The following is a 24,293-nucleotide window of genomic DNA, read 5'->3' on the forward strand; positions in this document are numbered from 1 at the left end:
TCGACGTTCGGAGATTACGCCAGTTTCTGAAGTTCTGAACCAACAGGCCTTTTTCCTGGCCGATTATATACGCTTTGGCGAACGCCTCGCCGTCTCACTACGGTAATACCGGTCCTGAGGGGCTAGAATATTTGTAAGCTTGGTGCTACATATTTAGCAAATCTGTAGCATGAAGGTACCAAATGCCGACCCCACACAATCCTCCCGCCGCCGTTCGACGGGCCCTGCGGAAGCTCGGCGCCGACATCCACGATGCCCGGCGGCGCCGGCGGCTGCCGATGGCGGTCGTCGCCGAGCGCGCCTTCACGTCCCGCTCGACGCTGCAAAGAGTCGAGGCCGGCGACACCAACGTCAGTATCGGCATCTATGCCGGCGTTCTTCAGGCGCTCGGCCTGCTCGACGGCCTGATCAAGGTCGCGGACATCAGCAACGACAGTGTCGGCCAGGCGCTCGCCAGCGCCGAGCTGCCAAAGCATATCCACCTCAAGCGCAAGACCGGAGCCTCAAGCAATGGCTGACTTCGAGGTGCATATCGATCTCGGCGGCCGCACGCGCCGCATCGGACTGGCAAGGAGCAATCGTGCCCGAGGCTCAGAGACCATCCTCTTCGAATACGATGGCGCGTGGCTTGACGATCCGGACCGGTTCTCACTGGAACCCGCCCTCGCCCTGACGCGCGGCGCCTTTGCTCCTCCTGCCGGACTGGCAACGTTCGGCTCCATCGGCGACTCCGCGCCTGACACCTGGGGCCGCCGTCTCATGCAGCGCGCCGAACGCCGCCTCGCCGACCGCGAAGGCCGCGCGGTTCGCACGCTTGCAGAAAGTGACTATCTGCTCGGTGTTGCCGACGAAACGCGACTTGGCGCACTCCGCTTCCGCTGGGTCGGCGAAGAGACCTTCCAGGCGCCGACCCGCGCTGGTGTGCCCGCCCTGATCGAACTCGGCCGACTGCTCCAGATCACCGAGCGCATTCTCCGCGACGAGGAAACGGACGAAGATCTCCAGCTCATCTTCGCGCCCGGCTCTTCCCTCGGCGGTGCCCGGCCGAAGGCCTCGGTCGTCGACCAGCACGGCAATCTCTCGATCGCCAAGTTTCCGAAGGAGACCGACGACTACAGCATGGAGACCTGGGAGGGGATTGCACTGCGGCTCGCCAGCAAGGCCGGCATCGCCACTCCGCAACACGAACTAATCGAGGTGGCCGGCAAGGCCGTCATGCTGTCACGCCGTTTCGATCGCAATGACGCCGTCCGCATCCCGTTCCTGTCGGCCATGGCGATGATGGGCGCCAAAGACGGCGAGCGCGGAAGCTATCCGGAGATTGTCGACGCTCTCGCGCAACATGGTGCGCAAGGAAAGACGGACGCTCACGCCCTCTACCGGCGTGTCGTCTTCAACGTGCTGATCTCTAATGTCGATGATCATCTGCGCAACCATGGTTTCCTCTGGCTGGGAAAGACGGGGTGGTCGCTCTCGCCGGCTTACGACCTCAATCCCGTCCCCGCCGACGTGAAGGCGCGGGTGCTGACGACGAACATCGACCTCGATGAAGGCACCTGCTCGCTCGATCTGCTCGAAGCCGCGTCGGAATATTTTGGGCTTACGCTGCCGCAGGCCCGCGCGATCATCAAGGACGTCGCGACCGCGACCGCGACCTGGCGCGACACGGCCAAAGCCGTCGGCGCCCGCGCGGCCGAAATCAATCGCATGGCCAGCGCGTTCGAGCACGACGATCTCAAACGAGCGCTAGCGCTTTGACACGGACATTTCTTCATAGCTTCGACCCTGCAGCCGCGAGCCCCGTGGCCGGCCCGACCGTCGATCTTGAAATCTCCGATATCGAGGATGCCGGAATTAGGGAGGTGCTGCAGACACCCGGTGCCGCCTATGGCGCGTGGTCCATTCTCGACGCGCTGCTGGCGCCGACCGGTGCGGGAACGCCTTTTGTCTTCAAGGAGCCCCTAGGACAGGCGCGCGAAGTCAAGGTCGCGCGGGTCTGTTTGGACGCTTCGTCGCCCGCGCCTATCTCGAACAACACCTCAATCTTTCGATCTTTGCACATCTCGGCAGCCGAACCATCGACTTGGACCGCCGCAGACAGGTCAGGGTCAAGCGCCTGTTTCGCGGCGACCTGCCCGATTGGATCGCCTGCGCCTCTGACCTTTCCTCCCTAACGGTGGCCGAGGCAAAAGGCTGCCATGATGTCGGAGGACCCGCGAAGGCGCTGGATCGAGCGTGGACGCAGGCTGGGCGGATCGACGTCACCGCCCAAGGTCGCAAAGTCACGGTGAAGCGCATCGCAATCGCAACGCGCTGGGGAATGGCTGAAGCTAGTCCAGCTGATGTCCATCTCTCGGTCCGCGATCCCGTCGATGAAGGCGAGCCAATCGCTCCCGAAGAGAAAAACGCGCTGTTCATCGGCCTTCTTCGGTTGCATATCGCCAACTTGATCAAGCCACTCGGTCATGCCGAATTGGCGGGCGCCCTCCATCGTCTCACGTATCAACCATTTGCCCGAAGGCTCCGGGACGATCTCGTACACGCGCGAGCGCTGCTCGATGCCGCTCCGATAAGGGACGTGGAGAAGGTAAGCGCCATTGGAGGCCTTGTCGGCGGCATCGTTACCCGCGCGGGACCAGTCACCGACGCCGATCTCGCACCCGCCGACCAGGAAGTGCTCGCTCGTCTCAACCTCCGACCGGTCCTTGTCGGGATCGAGCGCGATCTCATTCGCGCAGCCATCGACGCAGAGCCGGACACTGTGCGCAATCGCTTGGCGACGGCCGTGCATGCTGATGAATTAGCCCGGTATGACTGCGCAGGCGGCTGGATCGTACCGCTCGGCGAGGAGGGACGCATCAGCGGCGAAACCTGAAGCCCAGCCGCGGAACCAAATTATAGAAATCACCTGTATTGGCTTTCTATCCGATGACGACACTTCCCGGGCGGCGTGGTGGCGATCTCGCGCGACATGACCGAACAGAGGGACCTGCAGGACAAGCTCGCCGCGCTCGGCACCTCCGACGGTTTGACCGGCATCGCAAACCGGCGCCATTTCGACGAGCGACCGAGGAATGGACGTGGGCCAAGCGCGACGGCACGCCTCTCTCGTTGTTGCAGGTGGACGTCGATCACTTCAAGAAGTTCAACGATCAATACGGCCATCAGGCCGGCGACGCATGCCTCCGCGCGGTGGCGCGGATCCTGGCGGCCCAAGTCCGCCGGCCGGCCGTTCGCCCTCATGCTGCAGAGCACGGACGCCGGCGGCTGCGAGCCCGTCGGCGAGAAACGCGCGCCGAGCGTTTCGCGACCTCGGCATGCTGCACGCGCTGAATCTGCCGTCACCGGCTGTTTGCGCACGCTGCATCTAAATCAAGCTCCGTCGAGCCATCGCGGCTTTACCACGAGAGAGATCGCGCCTCACCTCGAAGGCGCCTGTAATGATCGCAGCGGCACGCCCGCCCCCTCAAAGGCTTTTCGGGCTGCATCGAATGTCTCTTGCTCTTTCGAGTCTGGACGGTCGAACCATGAGCCGGGAGCATACGTGGCGATGCGCTTTGCGAAGAACGATTGCGGCTCCCAATCCTGCCCTTCGCATTTCTCGAAAATGACGATTCCATCGCGGGTGAAATAACGAGGCCCCGGAATGTTGCAATTGACCGAAAGCTGAACTCTCCACAGGTCACCCTTCTCGATCTGCTTCTCACTCACCTTCGGCAGATAGTCCACAGCTACCGGATCGCCGATTGCGCAACGGCCGCGCCGCAGAAGGTCACCCAGCTTGCCTTGTGCGGTCGTCACGAAGTTGTAATTGAGGGGATCGTGCAGAAAGCGAAGGTTCACTTCCTTTTCGTCGTCGGTGACTTCGCTGGCAACGAGTGAGAGTGCAAACGCTTGCCAACCCAGCTCTATCGGCTTTGCATAAGGCGGCCCGATTTTCATCGTGCCATTTGGCGCCACAACCCAAGCAATCGTGTATTCGTCGTCTGTGATCTTCCCCCGATAAAGTGGACGGGTTAAGCGGCTTTTAGCTCCATCTCGATCGGGGGGATATATCCGAGTGCGGAATGGAGCCTTGTCCGGTTATAGAATCCTTCGATGAAGCTGAAGATATCGCGCTGGGCCTCAGTGCGGGTCTTGTAGTTGCGATGATGGACGAGCTCGGTCTTCAGGGTATGGAAGAAGCTTTCCATCGGGGCGTTGTCGTAGCAATCGGCCCTGCGGCTCATTGATGCCGTCATGCCGGCCTCCATAAGGGTGCTGCGATAAGCGTGCGAAGCGTATTGCACACCCCGGTCGGTGTGACAGATCAATCCGGCCTGCGGCCGCCGCTCCCGGATTGCCATCGTCAGGGCTGCGGAGGCGAGCTCGACCTGCATGTGATCGCGCATGGCCCAGCCGACGATCTTCCGACTGAACAGATCCATGACGGCGGCCAGATAAAGCCACCCCTCGGCGGTCGGGATGTAGGTGATGTCGCCGAGCCAGACCCGGTTCGGGGCTTCCGCCGTGAAGTCGCGCGCGACCAGGTTCGGTGCGATCGGCAGGTCGTGACGGCTGTCGGTGGTGCGCACACGGCGTGGCTTTGCGGTGATGGCGCGGATGCCATGCCGGCGCATCGTCCGCTCGATCCGGCCGCGGCTGGCGCTGCGTCCCTGCCTGCGCAGAGCGGCATGGACGCGGGGACTGCCGTAGCGGCCGCTGCTGTCCTGATGGACCTGCCGTATCTCGGCCAGCAGCGCGGCATGGGATTTTGCCCGCTCGCTCACGGGGCGGTCGCGCCAAGCGTAGTAGCCGGCCGGCGAGACCTCGAGCACGGCGCACATCAGCCGCACCGGATAGGTGTTGCGATGGTCCTCGATGAAGCGAAAGCTCATGTTCGGGTTCCGGCAAAGATCGCGATCGACTTTTTTAAAATGTCGCGTTCCATCCGCAGCCGCTCGTTCTCCTGGCGCAACACGGCGAGTTCCGAAGCCTGGTCCGCCGACATCGGCGTCGCCTGCGTGGTGGGGCGCCACGCCGCCGATGCCGGCTCGCGCCGGAGCTTATCGACCCAGCGCCGCAGCACTGAGTCGCGCAGACCGAGCTCCTTGGCTACCGACCCGATCGAGCGGCCGCTCGACACCACCAACCCCGCCGCCTCGCGCTTGTACTCTTCAGTAAACGACCGACGTGCACGTTCCATTCAACACCTCCAGGCTCAACGAGCCTACTACAGGTGTCCACTCATTCGGAGGAAGTTCACTGACTTATCTGCTCGGTGCTTAGCCCACGAGAAGAAAACGGCGTCGCCCTCGTCGGTCTTTTGACCAGCCTCCCAGCCTCTCGGAACAAAATGCGCTACCTTCGAGGTCTTGGCAAATATTTGCTCGGCCGTTTCGCCCGTTTGCGAGCGCCACGTAGACTTCACCTTGTCGGCAAGGGATTTGTCATCTGCATGCAGGTCGATGGTCGACAGCAAGAGAAAGAGACTCGTTAGAACTAGTGATCGCACCGAAGGTCCTTCCCCAGCCAACCGCCTCTTGCCGCTACGCCGGATTGACTGCGTCCCAAATCGTGCCGAACCCGAAACCGATGACGAGACCGGCCGGGTAGAACCAAACGTCATGCGGGTCAGGGGCAGCATACCGCAACAGCGCCAACACGCCCGCACTCGCTATTACTGCAACAGATGCCGTCATCGCCTGTCGTGTCCATTCCTTTGCCTCCTGCACAAAGAAGCCAACAAGCATCCCGATGACAAAGCCCAGTAGCACGGCGCCAACAATCGCAACCGCGTCTCTGTTAAACCACTCAAAGACTAATGCGGCTATCCCGAACACCGTTAAGCCTATCCCGAACCCGAACGCTCGCCGCCTTTCCTGTTTGTCCTTCGTTGCTTTGCCCGTCATTCTACCCCTATCCGTCGCTGTTTCATGGCTTGATGTTCGGGTTTATCCGTACAGCCGCCCGTCCTGCGCCCTTCATGAGAAGGTCGGAGCTTCAGCGTGCCAACCCAAGAGAGACTGCATGTCGACTAAAATAAGCTTGTCTGACAGTTGAGCGGACTCAATAGCTTCCTCCGTAAAGGTGGATGTCGTGACGACATAACCACGCAGAGCGTTCTGCTCTTCAATTACTCCCTTGAATTGTTGGATGGCCGGACGACCCACCCTGTTCTCGGTCGCGTTTCGCTTGCATTGGACGATCATCAGCCCTTCAGGGTGGATAGCAAAACCATCAACACCAAAGTCGTTTGACTTCCGCGTTACCCATGCCTCAAAACCCGCAGCGTCGAAGAAACTCATCGTATGGCGCTCGAATAGAAACGGGTCCATGCCGAGTAGGCAAGCCCGCAACGCCGCTTCCTCTGGCGGAACAGAAAAGCGGGTCGGGTCCATCGGCTGCTCTTTCATCGCGGTCTTCATTTGTGTGCTAGTACGCCGCAAACGCTGATCTTCGACTATGGCGTCAATGATTTCAGCAATGTGAGGTCGCGCCTCTGGGTTAGTAACGACCGCCTCGATTATCGAAGTGATGCCTGCCGCCCCGAGAAAGATGAGCAGTAAAACCGGAACGCCAAGAGCACCGCCGAACGCCGCAATACCCGCCGCGTGTCCCCCGACCAAGGGAATGGCGGCCAAGGTCGCGGGCAAAGCGATTTTCATCGGCAACGGAAGGTCCGAGTTGCGGTAATTTGAAACGGCCTCAGAAACGCTCTTCGCAATCGCCACGATTGCGGTTCGCGAGGAAATCAGCGAGTTCAGCTTCCTAAATTTGTCAATCGGTCGAAGATCACTAGCAACGACAGCGCGAGACTCGCTTAGCCATTGAATGGCAAGCACCCGATCCTCGGCCCGAGTCGTATGTTTAATCGCTGAAGCAAATCGGCCCACAAGCCACTTCTTAATGCCTTCTGTAATTGCGTCGAACATAGCCGCGTCCTAAGGTAGTATGACTAAATTTATATCAGCCCTATGCCTTGGCCAAGGGAATCATATGAGAGCTATATTCGCCCTTTTACTGCTGATCGTTGCTCCCACTGTCGCAAGTTCGGAAGACGCTTCGGCCCCTAGCCGGATCGACAGTATAACTAAATCAGCGCGAGACATGATGCCCGCCATGCCCTCACTTCCGTCCGTTTCGCTGCCGTCAATGCCTGATCTCTCGCTGCCAGACTTTTCGGACGCGACTGGCAAGATGATGACAGAATTCAACACTTTTACGCAACAGGTCGGCGATGCTTTGCCAATACTCGAACAGATGGGCTATGAGGTTACGACGTTTAAGGTCACCTGGGCACTTCCACCAAAGGCTCGGCTTCGACTGAAGTCGAATGGAAACACTGACATTCAGAAGGTGAATGCTATTGCCGCGAGGGCGACCGGCGGCGGGGTGTTGGTCTCCGCCCTAATCACAAGCGCCGCGACGGCAAAACGCATCCAAAGCACGATGCGCCTCGGTGCTGCCTATCTCGACGTAGACTTCGCGGTTCCGCCGCGGGTGAGCATGAAGTTTGTGAGCGCCAAGGCAAACGAAAAGGACGAAGCCCTTCGTGATACTGACGAACTGGAGATCGCCTGCAAGTAGGTCTGGGGCACGGCATTGGCTGGCTTGGCGAGCATTGCGCGCTATATCTCGTTGTCGTGGCCTCGAGTCAGAAAGGTCGTCCTGTGCAGGCCAAACCTCTTCTTAGCCATCGCGAGCATTTCTTCGTGTTGCCAAAGGAATCCCGGCACGACGGTTAGAGCGACGTTTATGGTTTGCATTTCGTCGTCGAAGTCGGCGGCGCACCAACTAAGTTCGTCTTCGGACCAGAGACGGGAGTGCTTGGCAATCGAAGTCAGATGTCCGGAACTCGCTATATATTCGCCCCACACTTCGGCCACTGCGTGCATTTGCTGATTAGTTTCGTGCCCGCGTTCAGAGATAGCGCCGACCATGCTCGCTCTGTAGAAATGAAATAGCCGCCGATGCTTCAACTCCGCAGCCTTGGGGATTTCTGGCTCACTTTCTTGCGTCGGAGGATACTTATCAAACAACTTAGCCGTAGCCCTGCCAAATTCCGCGTAAGTGGTCGGAACGCCTGCCCTCTCTTCTTTCTTGAGCCGCCGGAACATCTTCAGTTCAGACCGCGCGTTCTTAAATGCGACCAGCAGCATGGCCCGTTCTGCTGTGGCTTCCTTTGCAAGTCGCCTTCCGATCAAATCAATCAGAACTGGCAGGTCCAAATCAAATGACTGCGCGAAAAGCTCGCCTCGACTCGGCTCGCTCTTCTTTCCCCTTAGCCAACTGAATATCATCAGCCCCTCGCTGGCCCCGTGCTTCAGGGCTCCTCCCAGCTAATCAATTCACCATCTCATTCGGCCGTTGCTCTAATTGCTGATTTCGAGGTGACAAACAATGAGATCACGAGGCCGATGAAGGCCGCGACGAGAGCGCGGCTTACGACGGCTTCTAATGAACGGTCGTATTCTTGCTGAGCGTAAGCCAGGGTAAAATCAGAAAGGACAGAAAGCACCGTCGAAACCAAGGCACCAAGCATCACGGCGCGAACGCGACCTCCACCGTTGGAATTGATGCACCTTGCGACCAATGCCGCCACGGTAACGCTCAGAACAAAGCCAATAAGCAAGGAAACCATCGCCAACAATGTCCGCCCGCCACACGCGTCAAATCAACCTTGACTTGCTGAGAACGTAATGAGAACGTGGCGAACGGTCAATACGCGATGGGATGGGCTCGAAAGCGGAGAGCGCGGAAGTGGCGAGGTGGGTCTTTAGAACACGCGCGGGGTTGGCGCAGATTGTCCCGAATTCGATGGGCTACGATCTGGTGTTCGATGATGAAAAGTTAGAGCACCACGCTTCGCCGGGATCGGCGGCAGAGGCTCTCGCTAACGGCACATGTTTCTGGCCATCCGCCGGAGACCCGTCCAAGCTAGGTATCCCAGAAGATATCAGCGAATGGCAACGCGTCCTGTAACAAAAAAAGCCACCCACGGTCAGGATCGCGGCGTTGCTTTACTCGCCTTGAGGCTCTCGACAGTCGGTTTCAACGCCGCCAGCGCTGCGCGCCCTTGCTTGATTGTCTGGTTCGGGAGTCTCGGTTTGGGTTAGCTTAGCGTGCCTCGAAGGGTGGTCCGGAGCCGCCGCAGGCGCGGGCTCGATTATCTGGCCCGCTCATCACCTCGCGCTTCACCGCGCGGCTTGGCACTAACGTCCTGCTTTGCGTCTCGGCGCCGGATATTGGCGAGCTCCGCAAGCTCATTCTTCAGCTCATGACGTCGGGTTTCGACAGCAGGCATGTCGTTGACGAATTGCCGAACTTGACGAGCTAACTCGTGATCCGCTGCCACTCCGGAGCGCTGCAGCTCGGCGGCATAGTCGAGATAACGCCGCCGGATCGCCTCCTGACGTGACTTAATCTGTTCGTCCCAAGCGTGTTTGGCAGTCCTGCCGCCCCTGACCTCCGAAAGCACTTCCTTACGGGCGAGCCGGTCGACATCGGGTGTGATCTTTCGCTTGCGCATAGCGAGGACCGCCCCGCGGTCGGCCTTTCGAACCCGTCCGCGGGTTCGCCGCGGCGTGGCCTCGGCCGCGATCCCGCGAAGCCGGAGTTCGCCAGCAAACCGCTCCCGCCACGCCTGAAGATCCGCCTTGCGAGGGTTGAGGCGCTTGCCGTCGTGGCCGAGTGAGCGAACCGTCAAGTGCACGTGGGGATGCTTGTCATCGAGGTGCTGGACGAAGACGTAGTCGTGATTGTCGCCGAACGTCTCGATGGCAAATGCCCGGGCTGAATCCTTGACGGCCACGGCATCTGTGCCAGCCGGCATCGACAGAATGATGTTGATCGAAAGCGACCCATCGCGGCGTCGCTTATCGTCGAGGCCGGCATCATCCTCCCATTGCTGCTGCAGATCTTTCAATCCGGAACGACCCGCTAGGGTCGCCCCCTGCTCTGTTTCCGCATCAAGCTCGCCGTTTCGCGTGATGTATGCAAGGTGCGACTTGAGATGCGCCACGCCCTTGGTGCGGCCCGTGATCTTGACCATCACCTCCGGTGCTCGACGCACAATGCGTTCGAGCTTTGCACGCATCGCCGGCGTAAGGCGGCCGGGAGCGGCCGGATCGGGGATATCCCACTCCGCCCGCCGGGGGCGCCGATTGGGCGTTTCCCAGACATACGAGATCGGCGGAAGTTCGGAGACGAGGTCGGTCGGCCGCGCCGAGCGCCGGCTCATCGCCGTCCATCCCAATAATCCGCGTTGCCGTGCAGCGCACTACGTAGTCGCGCGAGCTCTGTTTCAATGACCAATTTAGCCTCTTGAATTGCGGATAGATCCGGCTCAACCGCCCTGCCCTGCAGCACGCTGGTGTTTGCAGCGCGCGCGATCTGGTTGATGTTGCCGCCGATCCGGTTGAGCTCGCGCACGATCGCACGAAGCGCCTCATGCTCGTTCGGGGAATGCTGTACAGGCGACCCCAACCGTGAACGCACCAGCGCGACAATCCAGCCGGTTCGCGTCATGCCGCGCTGATGTGAAACTTCAGCGAGCTGCCGCATCTCGCTCTCGCGAAATCGCACCGTCACCTTCTCCGGCCGTCCGACCGGCAACGCCAAGATGCGCGGCGCTGGTGCAGCGAGTGCATCAGCGATGAGACGCCGCAGCAACGCGGATTTTCCGCCCTGGGTAGCTGCAAGAACGGAGAACTGCGCCGCGACCTCGTCCGAGACGCGAAGCGAGATCAGAGCCATGCACTCCAATCCCAATCACGATGTAATACATCGCTGGCGCGAAGCCTATCCTGCACTAGAGAGCAAAAAAATCTGCCCCTTGATGTTGGTTCAAACCAACACTCTCTGCATTCAACGCTCGCCGCTGTGGAGCGATCGAGGGCCCCTGCCCTCTGTGCCACATTCCGCTCGCGGCGGTCCCTTGGCGAAGTAGGTATCGCAAATACCGATGCGCCGGCAAAGGAAACGAAGGCACTAACTAACACCGGCGATGTGGACCGCGACTTTCCAGCAGCCTGCGGCCTCTCTACGGCGCTATGGGGAGCGCGTTCGGCCTTCGGCTGCTGCGCTAACGCGCCATCCTTTGGATGGGAAAGTCGCTCCGTCGGCACACGCCGATAGTCTGTCTCGGCGGCAGCGAAAGTGTCGAACGAGTTCATCTCGACAGGATCTCCTCGATCGTGAGCGCCGACGCCGGAACTTCTTCTTCGTGGTCCGCGCCATCAACCAACACCAGAGCGTGACGGGAGCCCTGCGTCGCGAGCCGATCGATAACAAGCTGTCCGGCTCGGTTCTGATACCGAACCCTGATTGCCAGCGATGCTGCCGACCTCGATTGTGAAACGACGCGAGTTTTTGGCGGTTGATTCTCGGTTGCTGCTTCTCGGTCTTTCGCAGCGTTGCGTGGAAGCACTGCTTCCGGGAGGAAATCGGATTTTTCGGCTCGAGGTTGTCGAGCAGGCAATTCGTTCCGGGGATTGGCACGACCACCGTGCGCGCGCACATCCCGGGCCAGTTGCCGAGCCTGTGCGTCGGTAAAGCTGTCCTGCGTCGCGCATAGCCGCTCGATCTCGTCGGGGTGCGTGCGCCAGGCTTGGTAGAGTTCATAAAGAGCACGAATCGAACTGCCCTCAAGTCGCGCCCGAAGGAATTCCGGCATGCTTTGAACCGACGCGTAACGCGACACCCAGTCTCTTGGCTTGCCCAGCTTGCGCGAGATCTCCGCTTGAGTATCGCCGGCGTCCAACCGGTCAGCGATGAACCTCGCGATCTCGGCCGCGCGCAAATCATCGCGCTGGATATTCTCGATCATCTGAGCGTATCGGTCGGGTAAAGCGACGTCTTGAATGAATGCGGGCATTTCACGCAACCCCGCGCGCTGCGCCGCGCGGTACCGGCGCGCGCCCATGGCGATGACGTAGCGTCCATCCTCATTAGAACGGCGAAGCACGATGGGTTGCAGCACGCCATGCCCGGCAATCGATTGGGAGAGCTCCTCCAGTTCCGGTTCGCTGAAGTTGCGGCGTGGTTGATCGGGGTCTTCGTCAATACAGTCAATCGCGACCAAGAGCGGCCGCCCGGTTGCTGAGCCAGGGTTTGCCGCGACGTCGACGAGTTCCCTGAAGCTGAGATCAAGCGCCATTCGTGGTCTCCTGATCGAGCCGTTCTGCGATCTTGGCGAGAACTGCGCGGATTTCCCGACCTGCTTCTTGCGCCGAGCGACGCTTCAAGCTCCACACCGGCACCCGTTCCGCAACCGCTTCGGCATAGCCGTCCCGTGCAACAATCTGGCCTGGGAACACGTACTTGCCGGCTTCGCGCAACAACTGCTCCAAATGCACTCGTTGACGCGGCGACTTGGTGTTGAAGTTCGACGGCAGCAGGCCGAGGAATCGCGTGTCCTGACGACCGTACCGTCGTTGCACACCGATCACGGTCTGCATCAGGCCTTTAACGCCCTTTACGGAATAATCTTCCAGGTAAATCGGCGCCAACACATGCGAGGCGGCGACCAGGCAGGCGACGCTGCGAAGGCCAAGCGATGGCGGGGTGTCGATCACGCAGACATCGAACCGGTCGGCAACGTCCGCGAGATTCTGCTGCAGGGTCATGACGGCAGCAGCATTACCGCGGTCGATATCCGTCAAGGAACTGTCGGCCGGCGCCAGCGTGATGCCGTGGTTTTCACCAGCGACAAACCGGGTCGCAGGCTTGAAGAGATCGGCCGCCGAAATCGACCCTGTGTGCTGCTTGAGCGTGTCGGTAGCGTTGCCCTGCGCATCAACGTCGATCATCAGAACCCGGCGGCCAGCTTCCGCCATGAACCAGGCCAGATGCACGGCAAGCGTCGTTTTGCCGACGCCGCCCTTTTGATTGTTGATGACGATCGTATTCACCGGGTGGTCCTTGATGAAACCACCTGCGCCCGTTTCATCCATGTTCCTCCGAATTGTGCTTCGCCTACCGGCCCGGTCCTGATCAGACCGGCCTCTTCATCCTCCGTGTTGGTTTGAACCAACACCCGCTGCGGACCAGCGCGTGCCGCAGAATCCTGAAAGCCAGGCACAAAATCCCCTGCCAGAAGAGTCAGGTAGGCCGAGCCACAGCTGGAAAGAGGCGCTCAGCCGAGATGAGTTCGCCTCCATTGGACTGGCGCATACTGGTGTTGACGCAAGACACCAAAAGCAAAGCGCATGCCCTAGCCGTGTTGGTTCAAACCAACACGTTCTGAGGCGACGCCACCTCGCCTGGGAAGACGAACAAAGCCGACGCCCACCAAACCTCGACGAGGGCAAGAGCCGCTCCGCGCCCCAGACTGAAAGCATCGAATTTTGTGCCGATGGCTCGAGCGGATCCCAGTCGGGTCTCCGCTACCGGATAAATCTCGCAAGCGGATTCCTCTCCATTGTCGACGCGCCGCCGACGGCTAAAAGTCATGCAGCCCGGAGCGACGGCTCCAGCCGAGAAAGACCCGTGATCGTCGCTTCCGCCGGTCCCCGTAAGATCGGCAACGTCGCCTGCTTGCGCCGAACGACATCGCTACGCCCGCTCAAGCCGGAATCCAATCCAGCCGGCTCTTACCCATCGCTCACGCTCGTAGCTTTTCGTGGAGCCGAGAGTTGATCTGCGACATCAGGATCGGCCCAAGAGAAAATTCCCCAACCTCCGCTTTCCGCGTTAGCCCGCGCAAGTAGCCGCCCGCTGATCGTATGGTGCCGCTACGCTGCAAGATGCAGGCGACGACGACCGCCGCTTGCGTTTCACCCAACACGGTTTGCGCCTCCTCCCAAGCGCTCGGGCTGATCCCCAGCATCGATCGCACAACGGCCGCGGTGGCGAGGAAATCGCGCCAGTTCGAAATTCCGCCCTTCGCATAATCGACAATGTCCGGACATGCACTCAGGACCATTCCCAACGGATACGTACTCTCGGCGACTCGCGATGGTTGAGGTTTAGGCTCAGCTCTCGCCGCCCTGCCTTCTCGAAGGCTAGGTTCAAGATCAATAGGGGTATCTGGATTTGAATTCTGTATGTGGCGCTCAGAGTGGGACTCATTGGCGCTCGGATTCTTCGATTTGATGTGTGCTTCCAGAAGATTGAGCACGTCGTCGGCAAGTTGCGACAACTCGTCGGCGATCGGCTCGAGCTCCTGGCGCGTCGCGGTGCGCGGAATCTGAGCGACCATTGCGCGGAAGGCGGCATGCACCTCCTGCCAATCGGCGGGCCCCTGCCCTGCCCGTCGTGTCGGGACGCCTTCCTCGATGCCAGTTGCAATCATCTTCGCGATGTCGCGCCGGCACAGCGTGATCCGTTCACGCACCACCTTAAGGGCGCGGGCCTCAGCTTCAATATCAGCCGCCAGGCTCTCGAACTCCTCAGAGCGCACGACCAGCGGTGACAGATCGAAGCCGAAGGCGAGCTCGATTTCGCCGGCATCGTCCTTCCGCGCATAGCGCTTGCCATTTGGACTGTCGCGCCGAACGATCAGTCCCGCGTCGACCAGCACGGCGAGGTGGCGCCGCAGCGTCGACGCCGGCATGCCGTGCGCCCGACGACTGAGCTGATGGTTCGACGGGAAGACGATCAGATCATCCTCCCCTGTCAGCGCCGTCTCAGGATGGAAGGTCAGGAGCGCGTTTAACACCGAGAGCGAGCGCTCCGACACCCCAAGGCGCGGCCGTGCCGTGCAGATGGCGTGGAAGATCTTCCATTTGTGCACGATCTTTTCGGGAGGACGTTCGGTTGCGACCATCTGGCTTGCCACATGGGCGAGCGTCAACGACCGCCGCCCAAAGGGCGTCGTTGGGGAGTGTGACTGCATGTCTTTGCCTCAGCTGGGCAAAGAAAATTCGCTCGCCGAAACGGCGCCAGAACGCTTGACAGTGATTCGCGGAAGTGCGATTCTTTGAATGCCAATACAAAGAAGGGGCTTCCGGAACGGCGACGTGACGGGGGCCTTTTTCTTTTGCCTATGGTTCTCCGACGTAGTTGCGGTGGTCTTGATCCGGCCGGCTCATTCCGACCAGGCAAGTTCGGTTCATGCCGGTGGGTCGGCGGCTTTGAATTCGTCGTAAAGGGCTTGCAACCGCTCTCGGACGAAGTCGCCAAACCTCGGAGCGACGCGATCATCAAATATCAGAGTAAGCTTCTTTCCGGCGCGCGAGACCTTCGCGGCGTGCGTTCCATCCTTCGCGGCCCACGTTTCGGCGCGGGCGCGCGACGTCTTTTCGCGCAGGCCATCTGCAAGCGCCTCGAAGCGCTTGTCGGTGTCCAACGCTCTGAATGTCGGAGCTTTGACTATCTCAAGTGCGCGGGTACGATTGTTCTCTCGCTCCAAGAGGTCGGTTAGCTCTTGCCAGCGCACGCGGCCGAAGGCTGGCGCGGGCCCGATGGCGTCGATGACCGGGGCCGGGACTCTGGTCGCAATCGCTATGAGGCGCGAGAGCGCAGCCTTGTCGACGTTGAGCGACGCCATGATGATCTCGCGGGAGAATTTCCGATCCTCGAGCCGCGCTGCGAAGCGCGCGCGCTCGATGAAGGTCAGATCGGTGCGGCCGCTGTTCTCTTGGCCCTGCGCGATGACGAGTTGTTCATCCGTGAGGGAGCGAACCACTGCCCTCACTTTTATGCCCAGTTCGCGGGCCGCCCGCAGACGGCGATGGCCGAATGCGACTTCGTAGCGCTCAGCGCCATTAGGCTTCGGACGAACCAGGATTGGGACGTTTTGCCCGTGCTCACGGATGAGCTCGCGGAAGGCGACGTTCTGCTCCTCGGTAGCCTCCATGCGGTCGGGCACGAAGGAGTTATCAATCAGCGCAGGGTCGAGTTCGACGATGACCTGGCCTTCGATGAGCTTCTGCTCGATTTCTTCCGCGCGCTTGACCTTCTCGGAGATGCCGCCCAGCGACTGCGATATTGCCCCGAGAGCGCTCGATTGTTTGATCGGGCGTTCGAGCCCGAGAAGAGGTCGCGAGCGCTGCGGGGCTGCTTCGTGCATTTCTGCTCGCTGCGCCGAGGCGTCCACCACGGGTGGATCGAAATTGATCTTGCGCGCCATGGTCAGCTCCTAGCCCAGACCTGTTTGATCAGACCTTCGATCTCCCCGTTCACAAGATCGAGCGCTTCGATGGCCCGATCATAGGTGCCCCGGGTGAACTGCTGCCGCTCAACCTCGTAGAGGGTCTGCTTGGTGAGGCCGGCATCGGCGATCGCGGTGCTCTTCACCATTGGGTGGGTCAGCACGCGCGAGCCGAAGATTGAGCGCATCAGACCGACCATTGTCGTCTGTGGCCCATCACTAGGCTCGTAGCGAGTGACCAGATAGCGCATCCAATCATATTGGGTGGCGCCACCGGCGTTCGCGACAACGTCGAGAAGGCTCCCCGTCATGTTGAGGAACTGAGACATCGACATCACATCGAGCATCTGGGGATGCACTGTGATCAGGACCGCGGTCGCTGCGCATAGCGCGGAGAGCGTAAGGAAACCGAGTTGCGGGGGGCAATCGATTACGACGACGTCATAGGCATCACTGACTTGGGCCAGAGCTTCGCCGATCCTAGCGAAAAACAGTGAGTCGTTGCTCTCTCGTGCTATCAACGCCTTGGGTGTCTCATGCTCAAACTCCATGAGTTCGAGCTGTCCTGGAACGATGTGAAGGTTCGGAATGTAGGTGCCGCGGACGATCTCCGGCATTTCCCGGCGGTCGGCGTCATAGCGAATGGCGCCGTAGATCGTTTCATTCTCACCGACATCAAGTTCGGGTTGATGCCCAAAAAGTGTCGAGAGGCTCGCTTGCGGATCGAGATCGATTGCAAGGACCCGGTAGCCGCGGAACGCAAGATATTGGGCGAGATGTGCGGCCGTGGTGGTTTTGCCGCTACCGCCCTTGAAATTCATTACTGAGATGACCTGCAGCGCCTCGGCGTCGCGTCGGCGTGGGACGTATCGACGGGCCCCTTTACCGGTGCTATCGAGGTCACTGCGAAGCTCGTCGATTTCTTCGATCGAATAGCTCCGACGGGTGTTGGGTGGCGCGGGCGGCCCCTTCCCTTCCGATACGAGTTGCCGAAGATAGCCCTCGGCGATGCCTATAAAGCGAGCGGCTTCCGCCGGCGAAAAGCGGCGTATGGTCTTTTGGGCCGCGGGCGGAAAGTCGCGAAGCTGTTGCGCACGTAACCGCGCCGATAGCTCCGCCGCGTCCGCATTGATCAGCGACCGCAGATCTCGCACATTATGTTCTAGGATCTTAGTCGACGTCGGCATTCCCGATCTCTGCATCTGCGGATTATTGAGCAGTTGGTCTCAAAAAGCGCTGATGCCGAGTAATGCCCGATTCTTTCGACGCCGCAAGGACTATTGAGTTAACGAGAAGTTAACGGCTACGAGTGTTGCGAGACCAATCGGCGTCGTCGCACATGAATCAGTCCGGGAAATATGCAGTTGTACTGCTGACAACTTAACGACGGCGGGAGTCATTTCCCGAATCAGTTCGTCGCATAGTGGACCGAAGCATTGCGCCGGCGAGCAAGCAACCGACTGATCCGACTCGCGGATTTCGCAATCGGGCCTCGCTAATGGAGGCGGCCTGCTGCGACCGACGAACGCCGCAACGTCAGAGTCGAATCATAAACGAGGCCGATTTGTGAACAACCCGCGCTTATCAACATAGACACTTTTCGGAAACAAATTCCTAATCCGCGCGACAAATTCGGCTTTCTGCCGATTGCGAGTGCAAGCTTTGGACTAGAGGCGAGGAGGCGGCACTTGGCGAGTTGTACGCTGACAACTCAGCGGCGCCCTGCGCTAAACTCCCAAGCGGGCGGCGCGTCCCTGACTGCGCTCAGCCTCATTGTAGTAGCTGGCCGCCTGTTGCACCGAGCGATGTTGGGATTGCTGCATAGCCTCGGGCAAAGCAACGCCCCGTCGCGCTGCTTCGGTCAAATACCCCGCACGCAGTTCGTGAGCGGAAAACTCCCGCGCATCGAGCCCCGCCATCGTGCAGCGGTGCTTCACGATCAGGTTTGTCGGTCAGGAGCTCCGCAAGCCTGTCGCGCCGTTCCATCGGCAGGACCGCCGAGAGCGCGTCGAGCTGCAGGGCCCGCCCGCCGCGCTTCCGAATCCGAGACGAGTACGCGCGAGGTGAGGTCGTCTATGGCCGGAGTTCCTCTAAAAGCCATAGGTCCGATCCGCCCAGTGCAGCAGCACGCGAGCGTCGGGATCGGGCAGGCGAACGCGCTGCGCCTTCAGGCCTTGCGCAATCGCCATGCCGATGTCGGGATCAACCCAATGGCCATGGGTCATCAAGAAGAACCAGCCGAAGGACAGGCCGACCTCACTGTCCACGGCCTCAATCCGATCCATCAGCAGATGCACCGAAACATCCGATGCCATGAGCAGCCGCTCCTTGGGGGGCTTCAGCGGCCGGGGGATGAAACCGACTTCGCGCTCGCCCTTGTGGGTATAATCACGAACATCGAGCGCCCAATGCTCAAAGACGCGATGGGCGCGGGCACTCGATCCCTCCCAGTCTTGAAAGAAGCGCACCTCCCGCGGCACGTAGTCGAACCAGTCGGGGACCGCCTCGAGGAATGGCGTTTCGCGCGTTCCCTGCGGCCCGACTTCGCGGATCACACGCCGCTCCATCTCGGGCCGCTTGGCCTCCCGCTTGTCGCGCTCGACGCGACTGCAGCGATCAAGGAAACTGCGGATATGGACGACTGCGCCGCCGGCGCGGTCGAGCAGGCGGTAGACCGGGCCGGCGAGGCGGTCCGTTTCGGGCAGGGACTGGCGGGACCAGCTGGGATCGAGCAGATCCTCTTCCCCCCAAGGTCGATAGCCCGGATTGACGATCGGACGAGCGCGCCACTCCATTTCTCGGCCAAGTGCGATCTGGATATAATCGGCCGCCCCGGGTCCGGTTGGGGCGAACACGAAGGCGCTGGTCCCGCGCCACTCGGTGATCTGCAGATCAATGTCTTTCAGGCGCGTCCAGAGCGCCTTGATATCCCCGCCATCTTTGGCGAGCTCGGCCGTCATCCACTGACGCAGCTCCCCGGCTCGGGTGCAGTCGGGCCGAATGACCGACCGGGTGTCGCGCCAATAATCATCGTCGACGCGGGCCAGGCTGAAATCGAAGCTCGGAAAGGCCGCGGCGAGCGCGGGCATGAGATCCGTGTCGGCCGAGGCGGGATCGAGCCCTGCCAGAACGGCCTCGATCGAGGCCGCATCGGGAATGCGAAGAGGGGTGGCGCTCATAGAATGTTAACCATAAAAATTTAGGCCTCCGCCGAGTCCTTATGAGCTTTTCCATCAGATTTGGCGAGAATCCCTGGCCTTCACGAGATGTATCCGGAATGTTGTATAAGGATACACGATACGCGCTAAAGGAGCGCCTCATGGCCTTCCATATCAAGAATCCGGAGACCGACGCGCTGGCCCGCAGGGTCGCCGGGCTGAAGAAAATCCGACTGATCGAGGCCGTGCACACGGCGCTCGCCCATGAACTCGAGCGCGAGCAGCGCAGGCCGTCCTTGGTCGACCTAGGCGTCCAATTTTGTCGCGATTTGAGGACAAAGGCCGATCCGCAGAGCGGCAAACCTGCCGACAAGGCGTTCCGCGACAGCCTGTACGAGGATGATGCAACGCCGAGTTCGACGAGGCCGGGGTGACTCTGCTCGATGTTGGTGTCGACTTTGGCCGGAAGCTGCGTGCCCGCCGCAATGCGCGCTGCCGATAAGGTATTTTGCGACGGTCCGTTCGACGACGCCTGACCACGATCGCGCCTGCGCAGACGGCCGGCGCCGACCGAAAAGACAGCGGAAGGGGCGAGGGGGGCTGGGCTGGCATGGTCTCTCGTCCATCCGGGGACCGGGCGGGCCGATTTGCAGGCGCCTAGCCGCCGGAATCGCCGATTTGCGGGTTGATTTCCGACCCTGCCGATAAACGGTGAAATTTACGACCCGAGCGGGAGAATACGCACCCGCGCGCGGTCGGGATCGATGGAGACCAAGGCGCCTTCGGCGAGCTCGCGCTCGGTTTAGTGCGCGGAGCACGGCGCTGCCGATCGCCACTGGCGTCAGTAGATCGGCGCGAATCTGGATGACGCTCGGCTTGCGGCGCTGCGTCGCGGCGAGGATCGTCGAAAAATCGAGGTCGTGCGATCGGACGCGTCCGCAGCACCCACCGCCGACCAATGCGCCGCTTCGAACCCCGCGTTCTGGAGGAAAGGAACCCAGCTCGGCGACAGGTTCATGTCGATCAGGAATCGCATCAGGATGCGCGCTGCAGTTCGACCTCCCGCTCCTCGGCGCGCCAGGCGGCGTAGCGCAAGGCCTCGAGCACGTCCTCGCGCGCGAGATAGGGATAGTCGGCAAGCAGCGCATCGATGCTGCGGCCGGCGCCGATCTGGCCGACGATCATGCCGACGGTGACGCGCTGGCCACGTATGCAGGGTTTCCCGCCCATCACGGCGGGATCTTGCGTAATTCGGCTAAACTCGTTCATGCGTATCACCTCGGCATCGCAACGCCAGCCTATCATAAGTCGGCGCCAAGCGGGCATTCGAGAAGAACAGCGACGTCCGGAAAGGGACAGGCGCCCTCCGCAGGGGAGGGGCGGGGACGCGACCTCTCGTCGATCTTAGTCCTCCCTGGGAATGCGATTTCCAGACCTCTGGCGGCCAGAATCGCTGATTTGCGATTCCGCGCTATCACTATCGAAAAGGGGCGGGAACACGCATCGCTATGACGGAAGCTACTTCTATGATAGCTTCCGTTTCGACGATTCCCGTTAAGGTTATCAAGACCTTGCCATCCGGCTACCAAATCCCAGATCCGCTACCCTGGGCCTCTATCGCCGGTCCGCTCGCCTCCGCCGAGGACGCACTCGCCCGGCTCGACGAGCGCCTCGCCAAAAGCCCGATCCGCGAGGGGTGGATCAGCCGGACGCACTTCACCGATGCGTGCGCCAGTCTATGGCTGGAAGGTGAGCTCGTCCACCTCGAAGATCTCGTTCTTCACGATGAAGGCATGGACATCCGCGCCCCCACCCACGAGCTCACCCGCGCCCATACAGTCCTGCGCACCCGCCGTCGCATCGCCGCGGAAAAACCCGACTGGGCACTATCTGCGGGCGGCCTCGCCGAGCTGCGCGGCCGGGGTGGGCAGGCCAAGGAGGGGAAGAGTAACCGGAAGGAAGGCGACGCAGCGATGGACCACGATGGGGGCGGGGGCCAGAACGAGGAGGATCTCGATGGCGCGCTCGGCATCATCGAGATCGATCCGCATCTGGCCGCCACCTTCGCGGCGGTCGATGCCGCGAATGCCAAGACCGAGCGGATGCTCGCCAGCGCGAGCCAAGTCCGATCCGAGCGGGACTCACTGGTGTACGATCTGGACTGGGACGATGACGAGCGTCTCGACGACTGGCGCGCCATCGTCCACCAGAGTCACACACTGCCGCCGACGCTCGCGGCCGCGCTCGCGGCTGACGCCTGGGTCACGATCGAACCGCTGCAGCACACACTTTGGCTCGGCCGGCTGCTCGCCGCTAACCTGCTGCGCGCCCGCGGCAAGACCCGTTGGCATCTTCCCTGCCTGCATGAGGGGCTCAAAGCGATCCCGCGTGAACGCCGGCGACCGCGCGACGCCGCGGCGCGGCTCGCCGTGCAGCTTGAGGCGATCACGGCTGCCGCCGACGCTGGTGGCAAGGACCACGACCGCTGGCTGATGACGAAAAACCTGCTCTCGCGAAAACTCGCCGGCCGCCGCGCCACCTCAAAACTGCCGGCGCTGATCAACTACGTGTTGACCCGACCGATCGTCTCGGCCGGCATGATTGCGGCCGAACTCGGGATCACCTCCCGGGCCGCCCACGATCTCGTCGCCGAACTCGGGTTGCACGAGGCGACCGGCAGAGGAAGGTACCGAGCATGGGGAATTCTGTGAGCGGAAAGCGGCACTTGCATCGCGGCGTCGACCGCCGGCAGGTCCGGCCAGTCGATCGGATCGGTGCTGCCAGGCCTGTGTAAAGCAAAGACGAGAGGCGGCAGGAACTGCCTCTCGTTCGCATCTCAGAGCGTCACGCCATCGGATGCGTCATAGACGATGCGGCAAGCGGAGAAGCTCACGCCGGTCTCCGCTGCGATCTCGTCAATGATTCGACGCAGTCCGCAGAGTTCGGCGTCCCTCACATTGCGCAGCCACGGACCTCCGTCCTCGAGAGGACGCCAGCGCCTCGCGTGGGCGTCGAAGACCTCCCGCGTCGCCAGATCAATCGTAAGGTCGTCGAGAAGCGGAACCGGCCGATCCGACAGCCAGCGATGCGCGTATTCCTCGGCGATCCAGTAGAGGTCCTCGGCAGCGTTCCGGTTTTGCTGAGAGGATTCATCGAGCAGCAGGTTGCGCTCCGCAGCCAGTGCGTCGCGCATCAAATTGATCAGATCACCGAGCCTGGCAATGAGGCGGTCGTGAGCGATGCGCGCGAGACCGTTGTCGCATCCGAGCCGATTGGCCAGAACCACGATCTTGAAGCCGCAGAACTGCGTGAACAGCGTGAGGTGGTCGATATCAGACATGATGTGTCTCCTTTCGATCTGACGAAAGGAGGCCGCACCGTAGCCGCGAGGGGTCAGGGATCGCGTAGCGACCGGCGAAGCCGGCGAGCGGGGGAACCGATTTTTTGACGGCGCCCACTTGGCGACGGCAAAAAATTGGGGGGACCGCGATGTCCTTGACGCCGCAGTGGCGGGTGCAGAATAGGAAGTCAGAAAGAGAAAGAGGTAGGGCACGACGGCCGCCGCGGGTCGCGAGAGGATCGTCACCCGAAGGGCGGAGACCGCTTGCGGGCTCCGTGAGCGAAGCGAATAGAGCCGTCCGCCAAAGGCGGCTCGCCCAAATCCCTTCGTGTCCAGGCAGCATGGGCGGACGACGTTCGGAGAGCTCTCGCACGACATGGGGCCCGCGAGACCGGGGCCTAGCGCGGCCGAGCTATCAGCACAATAAATCGAGCGGACCGACTCAATAAAGCAATTAGACGGCGCTTCCGAAGGAAGCGAGAATCCGTTCATGCAGAACTGGGACAGAGCCGCTTCATCTTCGCCGCATCAATCCCACGCTGAACATGCGGCGGTTCTATACGCTGTCGATCCAGCCGACGCTGTTCGGCGGGGCGACGCTGGTTCGCAATTGGGGCAGGATCGGAGCTGCCGGCCAATCCATGATCGAGACCCTCGGCAAGCCGGAGGAGGCCGACGGCGCGATGGGCCGTCTCGAGCGCAGCAAGCGCCGCCGCGGATATGCCGACTGCTGAGGCGCCGCGTCGTCAGATCTTGTTCGCGAGCTCCCGCAACACGTCGCCGTGGCAAGCCAGCGGCGCGCACCAGCAGACGAGATCGCGGCCACGCAGCTCGTCGAGCGCATTCATCAGTTTGGGCTGCGCGACGATCCGCGCGCGATATTCCGCGATGACCTGGGGGCGCGAACGGCACGCCCGATCCCGCACACTGCCGCCGACGCTCGCGGCGGCACTCGCGGCTGACGCCTGGGTCACGATCGAACCGCTTCAGCACACCCTCTGGCTCGGCCGGCTGCTCGCCGCGGCACTGCTGCGCAGCCGCGGCAAGGCCCGCTGGCATCTTCCCTGCCTGCATGACGGGCTCAAAGCCATCCCGCGCGAACGCCGGCGGCCGCGTGACGCCGCAGCTCGGCTCGCCGTGCAGCTCGAGGCGATCACGGCTGCTGCCGCCGCCGGCGGCAAGGACCACGACCGCTGGCTGATGACGAAAAATCTGCTCACGCGAAAACTCGCCGGCGGCCGCGCCACCTCAAAGCTGCCGGCACTGGTCGACTACGTGTTGACCCGGCCGATCGTCTCGGCCGGCATGATCGCGGTCGAACCCAGGATCACGTCCCGTGCCGCCCACGATCTCGTCGCCGAACTTGGGCTGCACGAGGCGACCGGGAGGAAGGTACAGGGCCTGGGGGATTCTTTAGACGCCCCATTCCGAGCAAGGACGCGGTTGCCTGGGCATTTGGAGCAGTAGCGGCTCGCTTCGCCCAAGCACTTGATCGCTCCCGGCAGTCCGACCGGCACCGTCGTTCAGGCTCTGCGTCATGCCGCGAGCGCCGTCCAGGCTCCTGCATGGAATGCGGTCAACTCTCGTCTCTATCGCCAACACGATGTCCGGCGGTCGAGACCTAAAATTCGTTGGTTCCCTTAGAATAATGAGCATTATCGTAGCCTGACTACGATTTTTGCACCAAATCCAAGCTTGCGAAATTTTGGAATTATTCATA

27 protein-coding genes and 3 pseudogenes are annotated in these 24,293 nt (G+C 61.3%); 10 read left to right on the forward strand and 20 right to left on the reverse strand.

Annotated elements, in window-relative coordinates:
- Positions 1 to 182: 182 nt before the first annotated feature.
- The 4 genes and pseudogenes from ACVW1C_RS40535 to ACVW1C_RS40550 form a co-directional block, all read left to right on the forward strand.
- Positions 183 to 518, forward strand: a complete 336-nt coding sequence (locus ACVW1C_RS40535; RefSeq protein ID WP_028132961.1) for a helix-turn-helix domain-containing protein — start codon at positions 183 to 185, stop codon at positions 516 to 518.
- Entirely contained in the window at positions 511 to 1,758 is a 1,248-nt protein-coding gene (locus tag ACVW1C_RS40540) for a type II toxin-antitoxin system HipA family toxin (RefSeq protein ID WP_028132960.1), read from the forward strand. Before ACVW1C_RS40535 ends, ACVW1C_RS40540 begins: the two co-directional genes overlap by 8 nt.
- Before the next feature lie 325 nt (positions 1,759 to 2,083).
- On the forward strand, positions 2,084 to 2,875 hold the full coding sequence (locus tag ACVW1C_RS40545; protein WP_319335151.1) for a hypothetical protein: 792 nt from the start codon (positions 2,084 to 2,086) through the stop codon (positions 2,873 to 2,875).
- A gap of 72 nt (positions 2,876 to 2,947) precedes the next feature.
- Positions 2,948 to 3,353, forward strand: a pseudogene (locus ACVW1C_RS40550) (GGDEF domain-containing protein); the annotation flags it as partial.
- 67 nt (positions 3,354 to 3,420) lie between these two features.
- Here the strand turns inward: ACVW1C_RS40550 and ACVW1C_RS40555 are convergent.
- From ACVW1C_RS40555 to ACVW1C_RS40575, 5 genes are all read right to left on the reverse strand, one after another.
- Entirely contained in the window at positions 3,421 to 3,942 is a 522-nt protein-coding gene (locus ACVW1C_RS40555) for a hypothetical protein (protein WP_319335154.1), read from the reverse strand.
- 74 nt (positions 3,943 to 4,016) lie between these two features.
- Positions 4,017 to 5,185, reverse strand: a protein-coding gene (locus ACVW1C_RS40560) for an IS3 family transposase (RefSeq protein WP_152343783.1) whose coding sequence is annotated in 2 segments (ribosomal slippage) — positions 4,017 to 4,897 and positions 4,897 to 5,185 — 1,170 coding nt in all. Because the reading frame shifts where the segments join, the coding sequence is not laid out codon by codon here.
- Positions 5,186 to 5,212: 27 nt separating this feature from the next.
- The gene (locus ACVW1C_RS40565) at positions 5,213 to 5,461 is read right to left on the reverse strand and encodes a hypothetical protein (protein WP_028133153.1); all 249 of its coding nucleotides are present in this window, start codon (positions 5,459 to 5,461) and stop codon (positions 5,213 to 5,215) included.
- Positions 5,462 to 5,528: 67 nt separating this feature from the next.
- A complete protein-coding gene (locus ACVW1C_RS40570; RefSeq protein ID WP_028133152.1) occupies positions 5,529 to 5,891 on the reverse strand; it encodes a hypothetical protein in 363 nt (120 codons plus the stop codon).
- A 72-nt stretch (positions 5,892 to 5,963) separates the two neighbouring features.
- Positions 5,964 to 6,914: a restriction endonuclease gene (locus ACVW1C_RS40575; protein WP_049819878.1), complete on the reverse strand. Its 951-nt coding sequence runs from the start codon at positions 6,912 to 6,914 to the stop codon at positions 5,964 to 5,966.
- 178 nt (positions 6,915 to 7,092) lie between these two features.
- On the opposite strand from ACVW1C_RS40575, the gene ACVW1C_RS40580 reads away from it, so the two are divergent.
- Complete coding sequence (locus ACVW1C_RS40580) at positions 7,093 to 7,569, forward strand: hypothetical protein (protein ID WP_454652785.1); 477 nt, start codon at positions 7,093 to 7,095, stop codon at positions 7,567 to 7,569.
- Positions 7,570 to 7,610: 41 nt separating this feature from the next.
- Here ACVW1C_RS40580 and ACVW1C_RS40585 read toward each other — a convergent pair whose 3' ends face one another.
- The 11 genes and pseudogenes from ACVW1C_RS40585 to ACVW1C_RS40635 all read right to left on the reverse strand — a co-directional run bounded on the left by ACVW1C_RS40585 (position 7,611) and on the right by ACVW1C_RS40635 (position 19,254).
- On the reverse strand, positions 7,611 to 8,282 hold the full coding sequence (locus ACVW1C_RS40585) for a hypothetical protein (RefSeq protein WP_155253178.1): 672 nt from the start codon (positions 8,280 to 8,282) through the stop codon (positions 7,611 to 7,613).
- Between the two features lie 56 nt (positions 8,283 to 8,338).
- Positions 8,339 to 8,629 (reverse strand): hypothetical protein, encoded by a 291-nt coding sequence (locus ACVW1C_RS40590; protein WP_155253177.1) that lies wholly within the window; start codon positions 8,627 to 8,629, stop codon positions 8,339 to 8,341.
- Between the two features lie 519 nt (positions 8,630 to 9,148).
- Positions 9,149 to 10,222 carry a relaxase/mobilization nuclease domain-containing protein gene (locus ACVW1C_RS40595; RefSeq protein WP_028133146.1) on the reverse strand — a complete coding sequence of 358 codons (1,074 nt, stop codon included), beginning with the start codon at positions 10,220 to 10,222 and terminating at the stop codon, positions 9,149 to 9,151.
- Entirely contained in the window at positions 10,219 to 10,737 is a 519-nt protein-coding gene (locus ACVW1C_RS40600; RefSeq protein WP_049819876.1) for a plasmid mobilization protein, read from the reverse strand. The genes ACVW1C_RS40595 and ACVW1C_RS40600 overlap by 4 nt, the downstream gene beginning before the upstream one ends.
- A gap of 415 nt (positions 10,738 to 11,152) precedes the next feature.
- Positions 11,153 to 12,139 carry a ParB/RepB/Spo0J family partition protein gene (locus tag ACVW1C_RS40605; RefSeq protein ID WP_049819875.1) on the reverse strand — a complete coding sequence of 329 codons (987 nt, stop codon included), beginning with the start codon at positions 12,137 to 12,139 and terminating at the stop codon, positions 11,153 to 11,155.
- Positions 12,129 to 12,935 carry a ParA family protein gene (locus tag ACVW1C_RS40610; protein WP_245269309.1) on the reverse strand — a complete coding sequence of 269 codons (807 nt, stop codon included), beginning with the start codon at positions 12,933 to 12,935 and terminating at the stop codon, positions 12,129 to 12,131. Before ACVW1C_RS40610 ends, ACVW1C_RS40605 begins: the two co-directional genes overlap by 11 nt.
- Positions 12,936 to 13,585: 650 nt before the next feature.
- Positions 13,586 to 14,818, reverse strand: a complete 1,233-nt coding sequence (gene repC, locus ACVW1C_RS40615) for a plasmid replication protein RepC (protein ID WP_028133139.1) — start codon at positions 14,816 to 14,818, stop codon at positions 13,586 to 13,588.
- A gap of 216 nt (positions 14,819 to 15,034) precedes the next feature.
- A complete protein-coding gene (repB, locus tag ACVW1C_RS40620) occupies positions 15,035 to 16,054 on the reverse strand; it encodes a plasmid partitioning protein RepB (protein ID WP_028133138.1) in 1,020 nt (339 codons plus the stop codon).
- Positions 16,055 to 16,056: 2 nt separating this feature from the next.
- The gene (repA, locus tag ACVW1C_RS40625; RefSeq protein WP_049819874.1) at positions 16,057 to 17,262 is read right to left on the reverse strand and encodes a plasmid partitioning protein RepA; all 1,206 of its coding nucleotides are present in this window, start codon (positions 17,260 to 17,262) and stop codon (positions 16,057 to 16,059) included.
- Between the two features lie 540 nt (positions 17,263 to 17,802).
- A pseudogene (locus ACVW1C_RS40630) lies at positions 17,803 to 18,021 on the reverse strand (integrase); the annotation flags it as partial.
- A 144-nt stretch (positions 18,022 to 18,165) separates the two neighbouring features.
- Positions 18,166 to 19,254, reverse strand: a complete 1,089-nt coding sequence (locus tag ACVW1C_RS40635) for a hypothetical protein (RefSeq protein ID WP_028133136.1) — start codon at positions 19,252 to 19,254, stop codon at positions 18,166 to 18,168.
- A gap of 140 nt (positions 19,255 to 19,394) precedes the next feature.
- On the opposite strand from ACVW1C_RS40635, the gene ACVW1C_RS40640 reads away from it, so the two are divergent.
- On the forward strand, positions 19,395 to 19,667 hold the full coding sequence (locus tag ACVW1C_RS40640) for a type II toxin-antitoxin system VapB family antitoxin (protein ID WP_028133135.1): 273 nt from the start codon (positions 19,395 to 19,397) through the stop codon (positions 19,665 to 19,667).
- Between the two features lie 407 nt (positions 19,668 to 20,074).
- Here ACVW1C_RS40640 and ACVW1C_RS40645 read toward each other — a convergent pair whose 3' ends face one another.
- Entirely contained in the window at positions 20,075 to 20,269 is a 195-nt protein-coding gene (locus ACVW1C_RS40645; RefSeq protein ID WP_413815323.1) for a DUF5615 family PIN-like protein, read from the reverse strand.
- Positions 20,269 to 20,502 carry a DUF433 domain-containing protein gene (locus ACVW1C_RS40650; RefSeq protein WP_028133134.1) on the reverse strand — a complete coding sequence of 78 codons (234 nt, stop codon included), beginning with the start codon at positions 20,500 to 20,502 and terminating at the stop codon, positions 20,269 to 20,271. The genes ACVW1C_RS40645 and ACVW1C_RS40650 overlap by 1 nt, the downstream gene beginning before the upstream one ends.
- Positions 20,503 to 20,759: 257 nt before the next feature.
- On the opposite strand from ACVW1C_RS40650, the gene ACVW1C_RS40655 reads away from it, so the two are divergent.
- Positions 20,760 to 21,944 carry an RHE_PE00001 family protein gene (locus ACVW1C_RS40655; RefSeq protein ID WP_049819873.1) on the forward strand — a complete coding sequence of 395 codons (1,185 nt, stop codon included), beginning with the start codon at positions 20,760 to 20,762 and terminating at the stop codon, positions 21,942 to 21,944.
- A gap of 125 nt (positions 21,945 to 22,069) precedes the next feature.
- Here the strand turns inward: ACVW1C_RS40655 and ACVW1C_RS40660 are convergent, their stop codons facing one another.
- The gene (locus ACVW1C_RS40660; RefSeq protein ID WP_456763313.1) at positions 22,070 to 22,786 is read right to left on the reverse strand and encodes a hypothetical protein; all 717 of its coding nucleotides are present in this window, start codon (positions 22,784 to 22,786) and stop codon (positions 22,070 to 22,072) included.
- Positions 22,787 to 23,118: 332 nt separating this feature from the next.
- Between ACVW1C_RS40660 and ACVW1C_RS40665 the strand changes: the two genes are divergently transcribed.
- Positions 23,119 to 23,307, forward strand: a complete 189-nt coding sequence (locus ACVW1C_RS40665) for a WGR domain-containing protein (RefSeq protein ID WP_049819871.1) — start codon at positions 23,119 to 23,121, stop codon at positions 23,305 to 23,307.
- A gap of 12 nt (positions 23,308 to 23,319) precedes the next feature.
- On the opposite strand, the gene ACVW1C_RS40670 is transcribed toward ACVW1C_RS40665, so the two are convergent.
- Positions 23,320 to 23,421, reverse strand: a complete 102-nt coding sequence (locus ACVW1C_RS40670) for a DUF4326 domain-containing protein (RefSeq protein WP_245269307.1) — start codon at positions 23,419 to 23,421, stop codon at positions 23,320 to 23,322.
- 40 nt (positions 23,422 to 23,461) lie between these two features.
- Between ACVW1C_RS40670 and ACVW1C_RS40675 the strand changes: the two genes are divergently transcribed.
- Together ACVW1C_RS40675 and ACVW1C_RS40680 are read left to right on the forward strand one after the other, a co-directional pair.
- Positions 23,462 to 24,040 (forward strand): DUF1612 domain-containing protein, encoded by a 579-nt coding sequence (locus ACVW1C_RS40675; protein WP_249762023.1) that lies wholly within the window; start codon positions 23,462 to 23,464, stop codon positions 24,038 to 24,040.
- Positions 24,041 to 24,242 (forward strand): annotated as a pseudogene (locus ACVW1C_RS40680) (hypothetical protein); the annotation flags it as partial.
- Positions 24,243 to 24,293: the final 51 nt, after the last annotated feature.

The organism is Bradyrhizobium sp. USDA 4011, assembly GCF_054063415.1.

Coding starts and splice junctions, on each gene's coding strand:
- ACVW1C_RS40535 (WP_028132961.1), top strand. CDS start 183: ATGCCGACCCCACACAATCCTCCCGCCGCCGTTCGACGGGCCCTGCGG.
- ACVW1C_RS40540 (WP_028132960.1), top strand. CDS start 511: ATGGCTGACTTCGAGGTGCATATCGATCTCGGCGGCCGCACGCGCCGC.
- ACVW1C_RS40555 (WP_319335154.1), bottom strand. CDS start 3,942: ATGAAAATCGGGCCGCCTTATGCAAAGCCGATAGAGCTGGGTTGGCAA.
- ACVW1C_RS40570 (WP_028133152.1), bottom strand. CDS start 5,891: ATGACGGGCAAAGCAACGAAGGACAAACAGGAAAGGCGGCGAGCGTTC.
- ACVW1C_RS40575 (WP_049819878.1), bottom strand. CDS start 6,914: ATGTTCGACGCAATTACAGAAGGCATTAAGAAGTGGCTTGTGGGCCGA.
- ACVW1C_RS40580 (WP_454652785.1), top strand. CDS start 7,093: ATGCCCGCCATGCCCTCACTTCCGTCCGTTTCGCTGCCGTCAATGCCT.
- ACVW1C_RS40585 (WP_155253178.1), bottom strand. CDS start 8,282: ATGATATTCAGTTGGCTAAGGGGAAAGAAGAGCGAGCCGAGTCGAGGC.
- ACVW1C_RS40595 (WP_028133146.1), bottom strand. CDS start 10,222: ATGAGCCGGCGCTCGGCGCGGCCGACCGACCTCGTCTCCGAACTTCCG.
- ACVW1C_RS40600 (WP_049819876.1), bottom strand. CDS start 10,737: ATGGCTCTGATCTCGCTTCGCGTCTCGGACGAGGTCGCGGCGCAGTTC.
- ACVW1C_RS40605 (WP_049819875.1), bottom strand. CDS start 12,139: ATGGCGCTTGATCTCAGCTTCAGGGAACTCGTCGACGTCGCGGCAAAC.
- ACVW1C_RS40610 (WP_245269309.1), bottom strand. CDS start 12,935: ATGGATGAAACGGGCGCAGGTGGTTTCATCAAGGACCACCCGGTGAAT.
- repC (WP_028133139.1), bottom strand. CDS start 14,818: ATGCAGTCACACTCCCCAACGACGCCCTTTGGGCGGCGGTCGTTGACG.
- repB (WP_028133138.1), bottom strand. CDS start 16,054: ATGGCGCGCAAGATCAATTTCGATCCACCCGTGGTGGACGCCTCGGCG.
- repA (WP_049819874.1), bottom strand. CDS start 17,262: ATGCCGACGTCGACTAAGATCCTAGAACATAATGTGCGAGATCTGCGG.
- ACVW1C_RS40635 (WP_028133136.1), bottom strand. CDS start 19,254: ATGAGCGCCACCCCTCTTCGCATTCCCGATGCGGCCTCGATCGAGGCC.
- ACVW1C_RS40640 (WP_028133135.1), top strand. CDS start 19,395: ATGGCCTTCCATATCAAGAATCCGGAGACCGACGCGCTGGCCCGCAGG.
- ACVW1C_RS40645 (WP_413815323.1), bottom strand. CDS start 20,269: ATGCGATTCCTGATCGACATGAACCTGTCGCCGAGCTGGGTTCCTTTC.
- ACVW1C_RS40650 (WP_028133134.1), bottom strand. CDS start 20,502: ATGAACGAGTTTAGCCGAATTACGCAAGATCCCGCCGTGATGGGCGGG.
- ACVW1C_RS40655 (WP_049819873.1), top strand. CDS start 20,760: ATGATAGCTTCCGTTTCGACGATTCCCGTTAAGGTTATCAAGACCTTG.
- ACVW1C_RS40665 (WP_049819871.1), top strand. CDS start 23,119: ATGCGGCGGTTCTATACGCTGTCGATCCAGCCGACGCTGTTCGGCGGG.
- ACVW1C_RS40670 (WP_245269307.1), bottom strand. CDS start 23,421: ATGAATGCGCTCGACGAGCTGCGTGGCCGCGATCTCGTCTGCTGGTGC.
- ACVW1C_RS40675 (WP_249762023.1), top strand. CDS start 23,462: ATGACCTGGGGGCGCGAACGGCACGCCCGATCCCGCACACTGCCGCCG.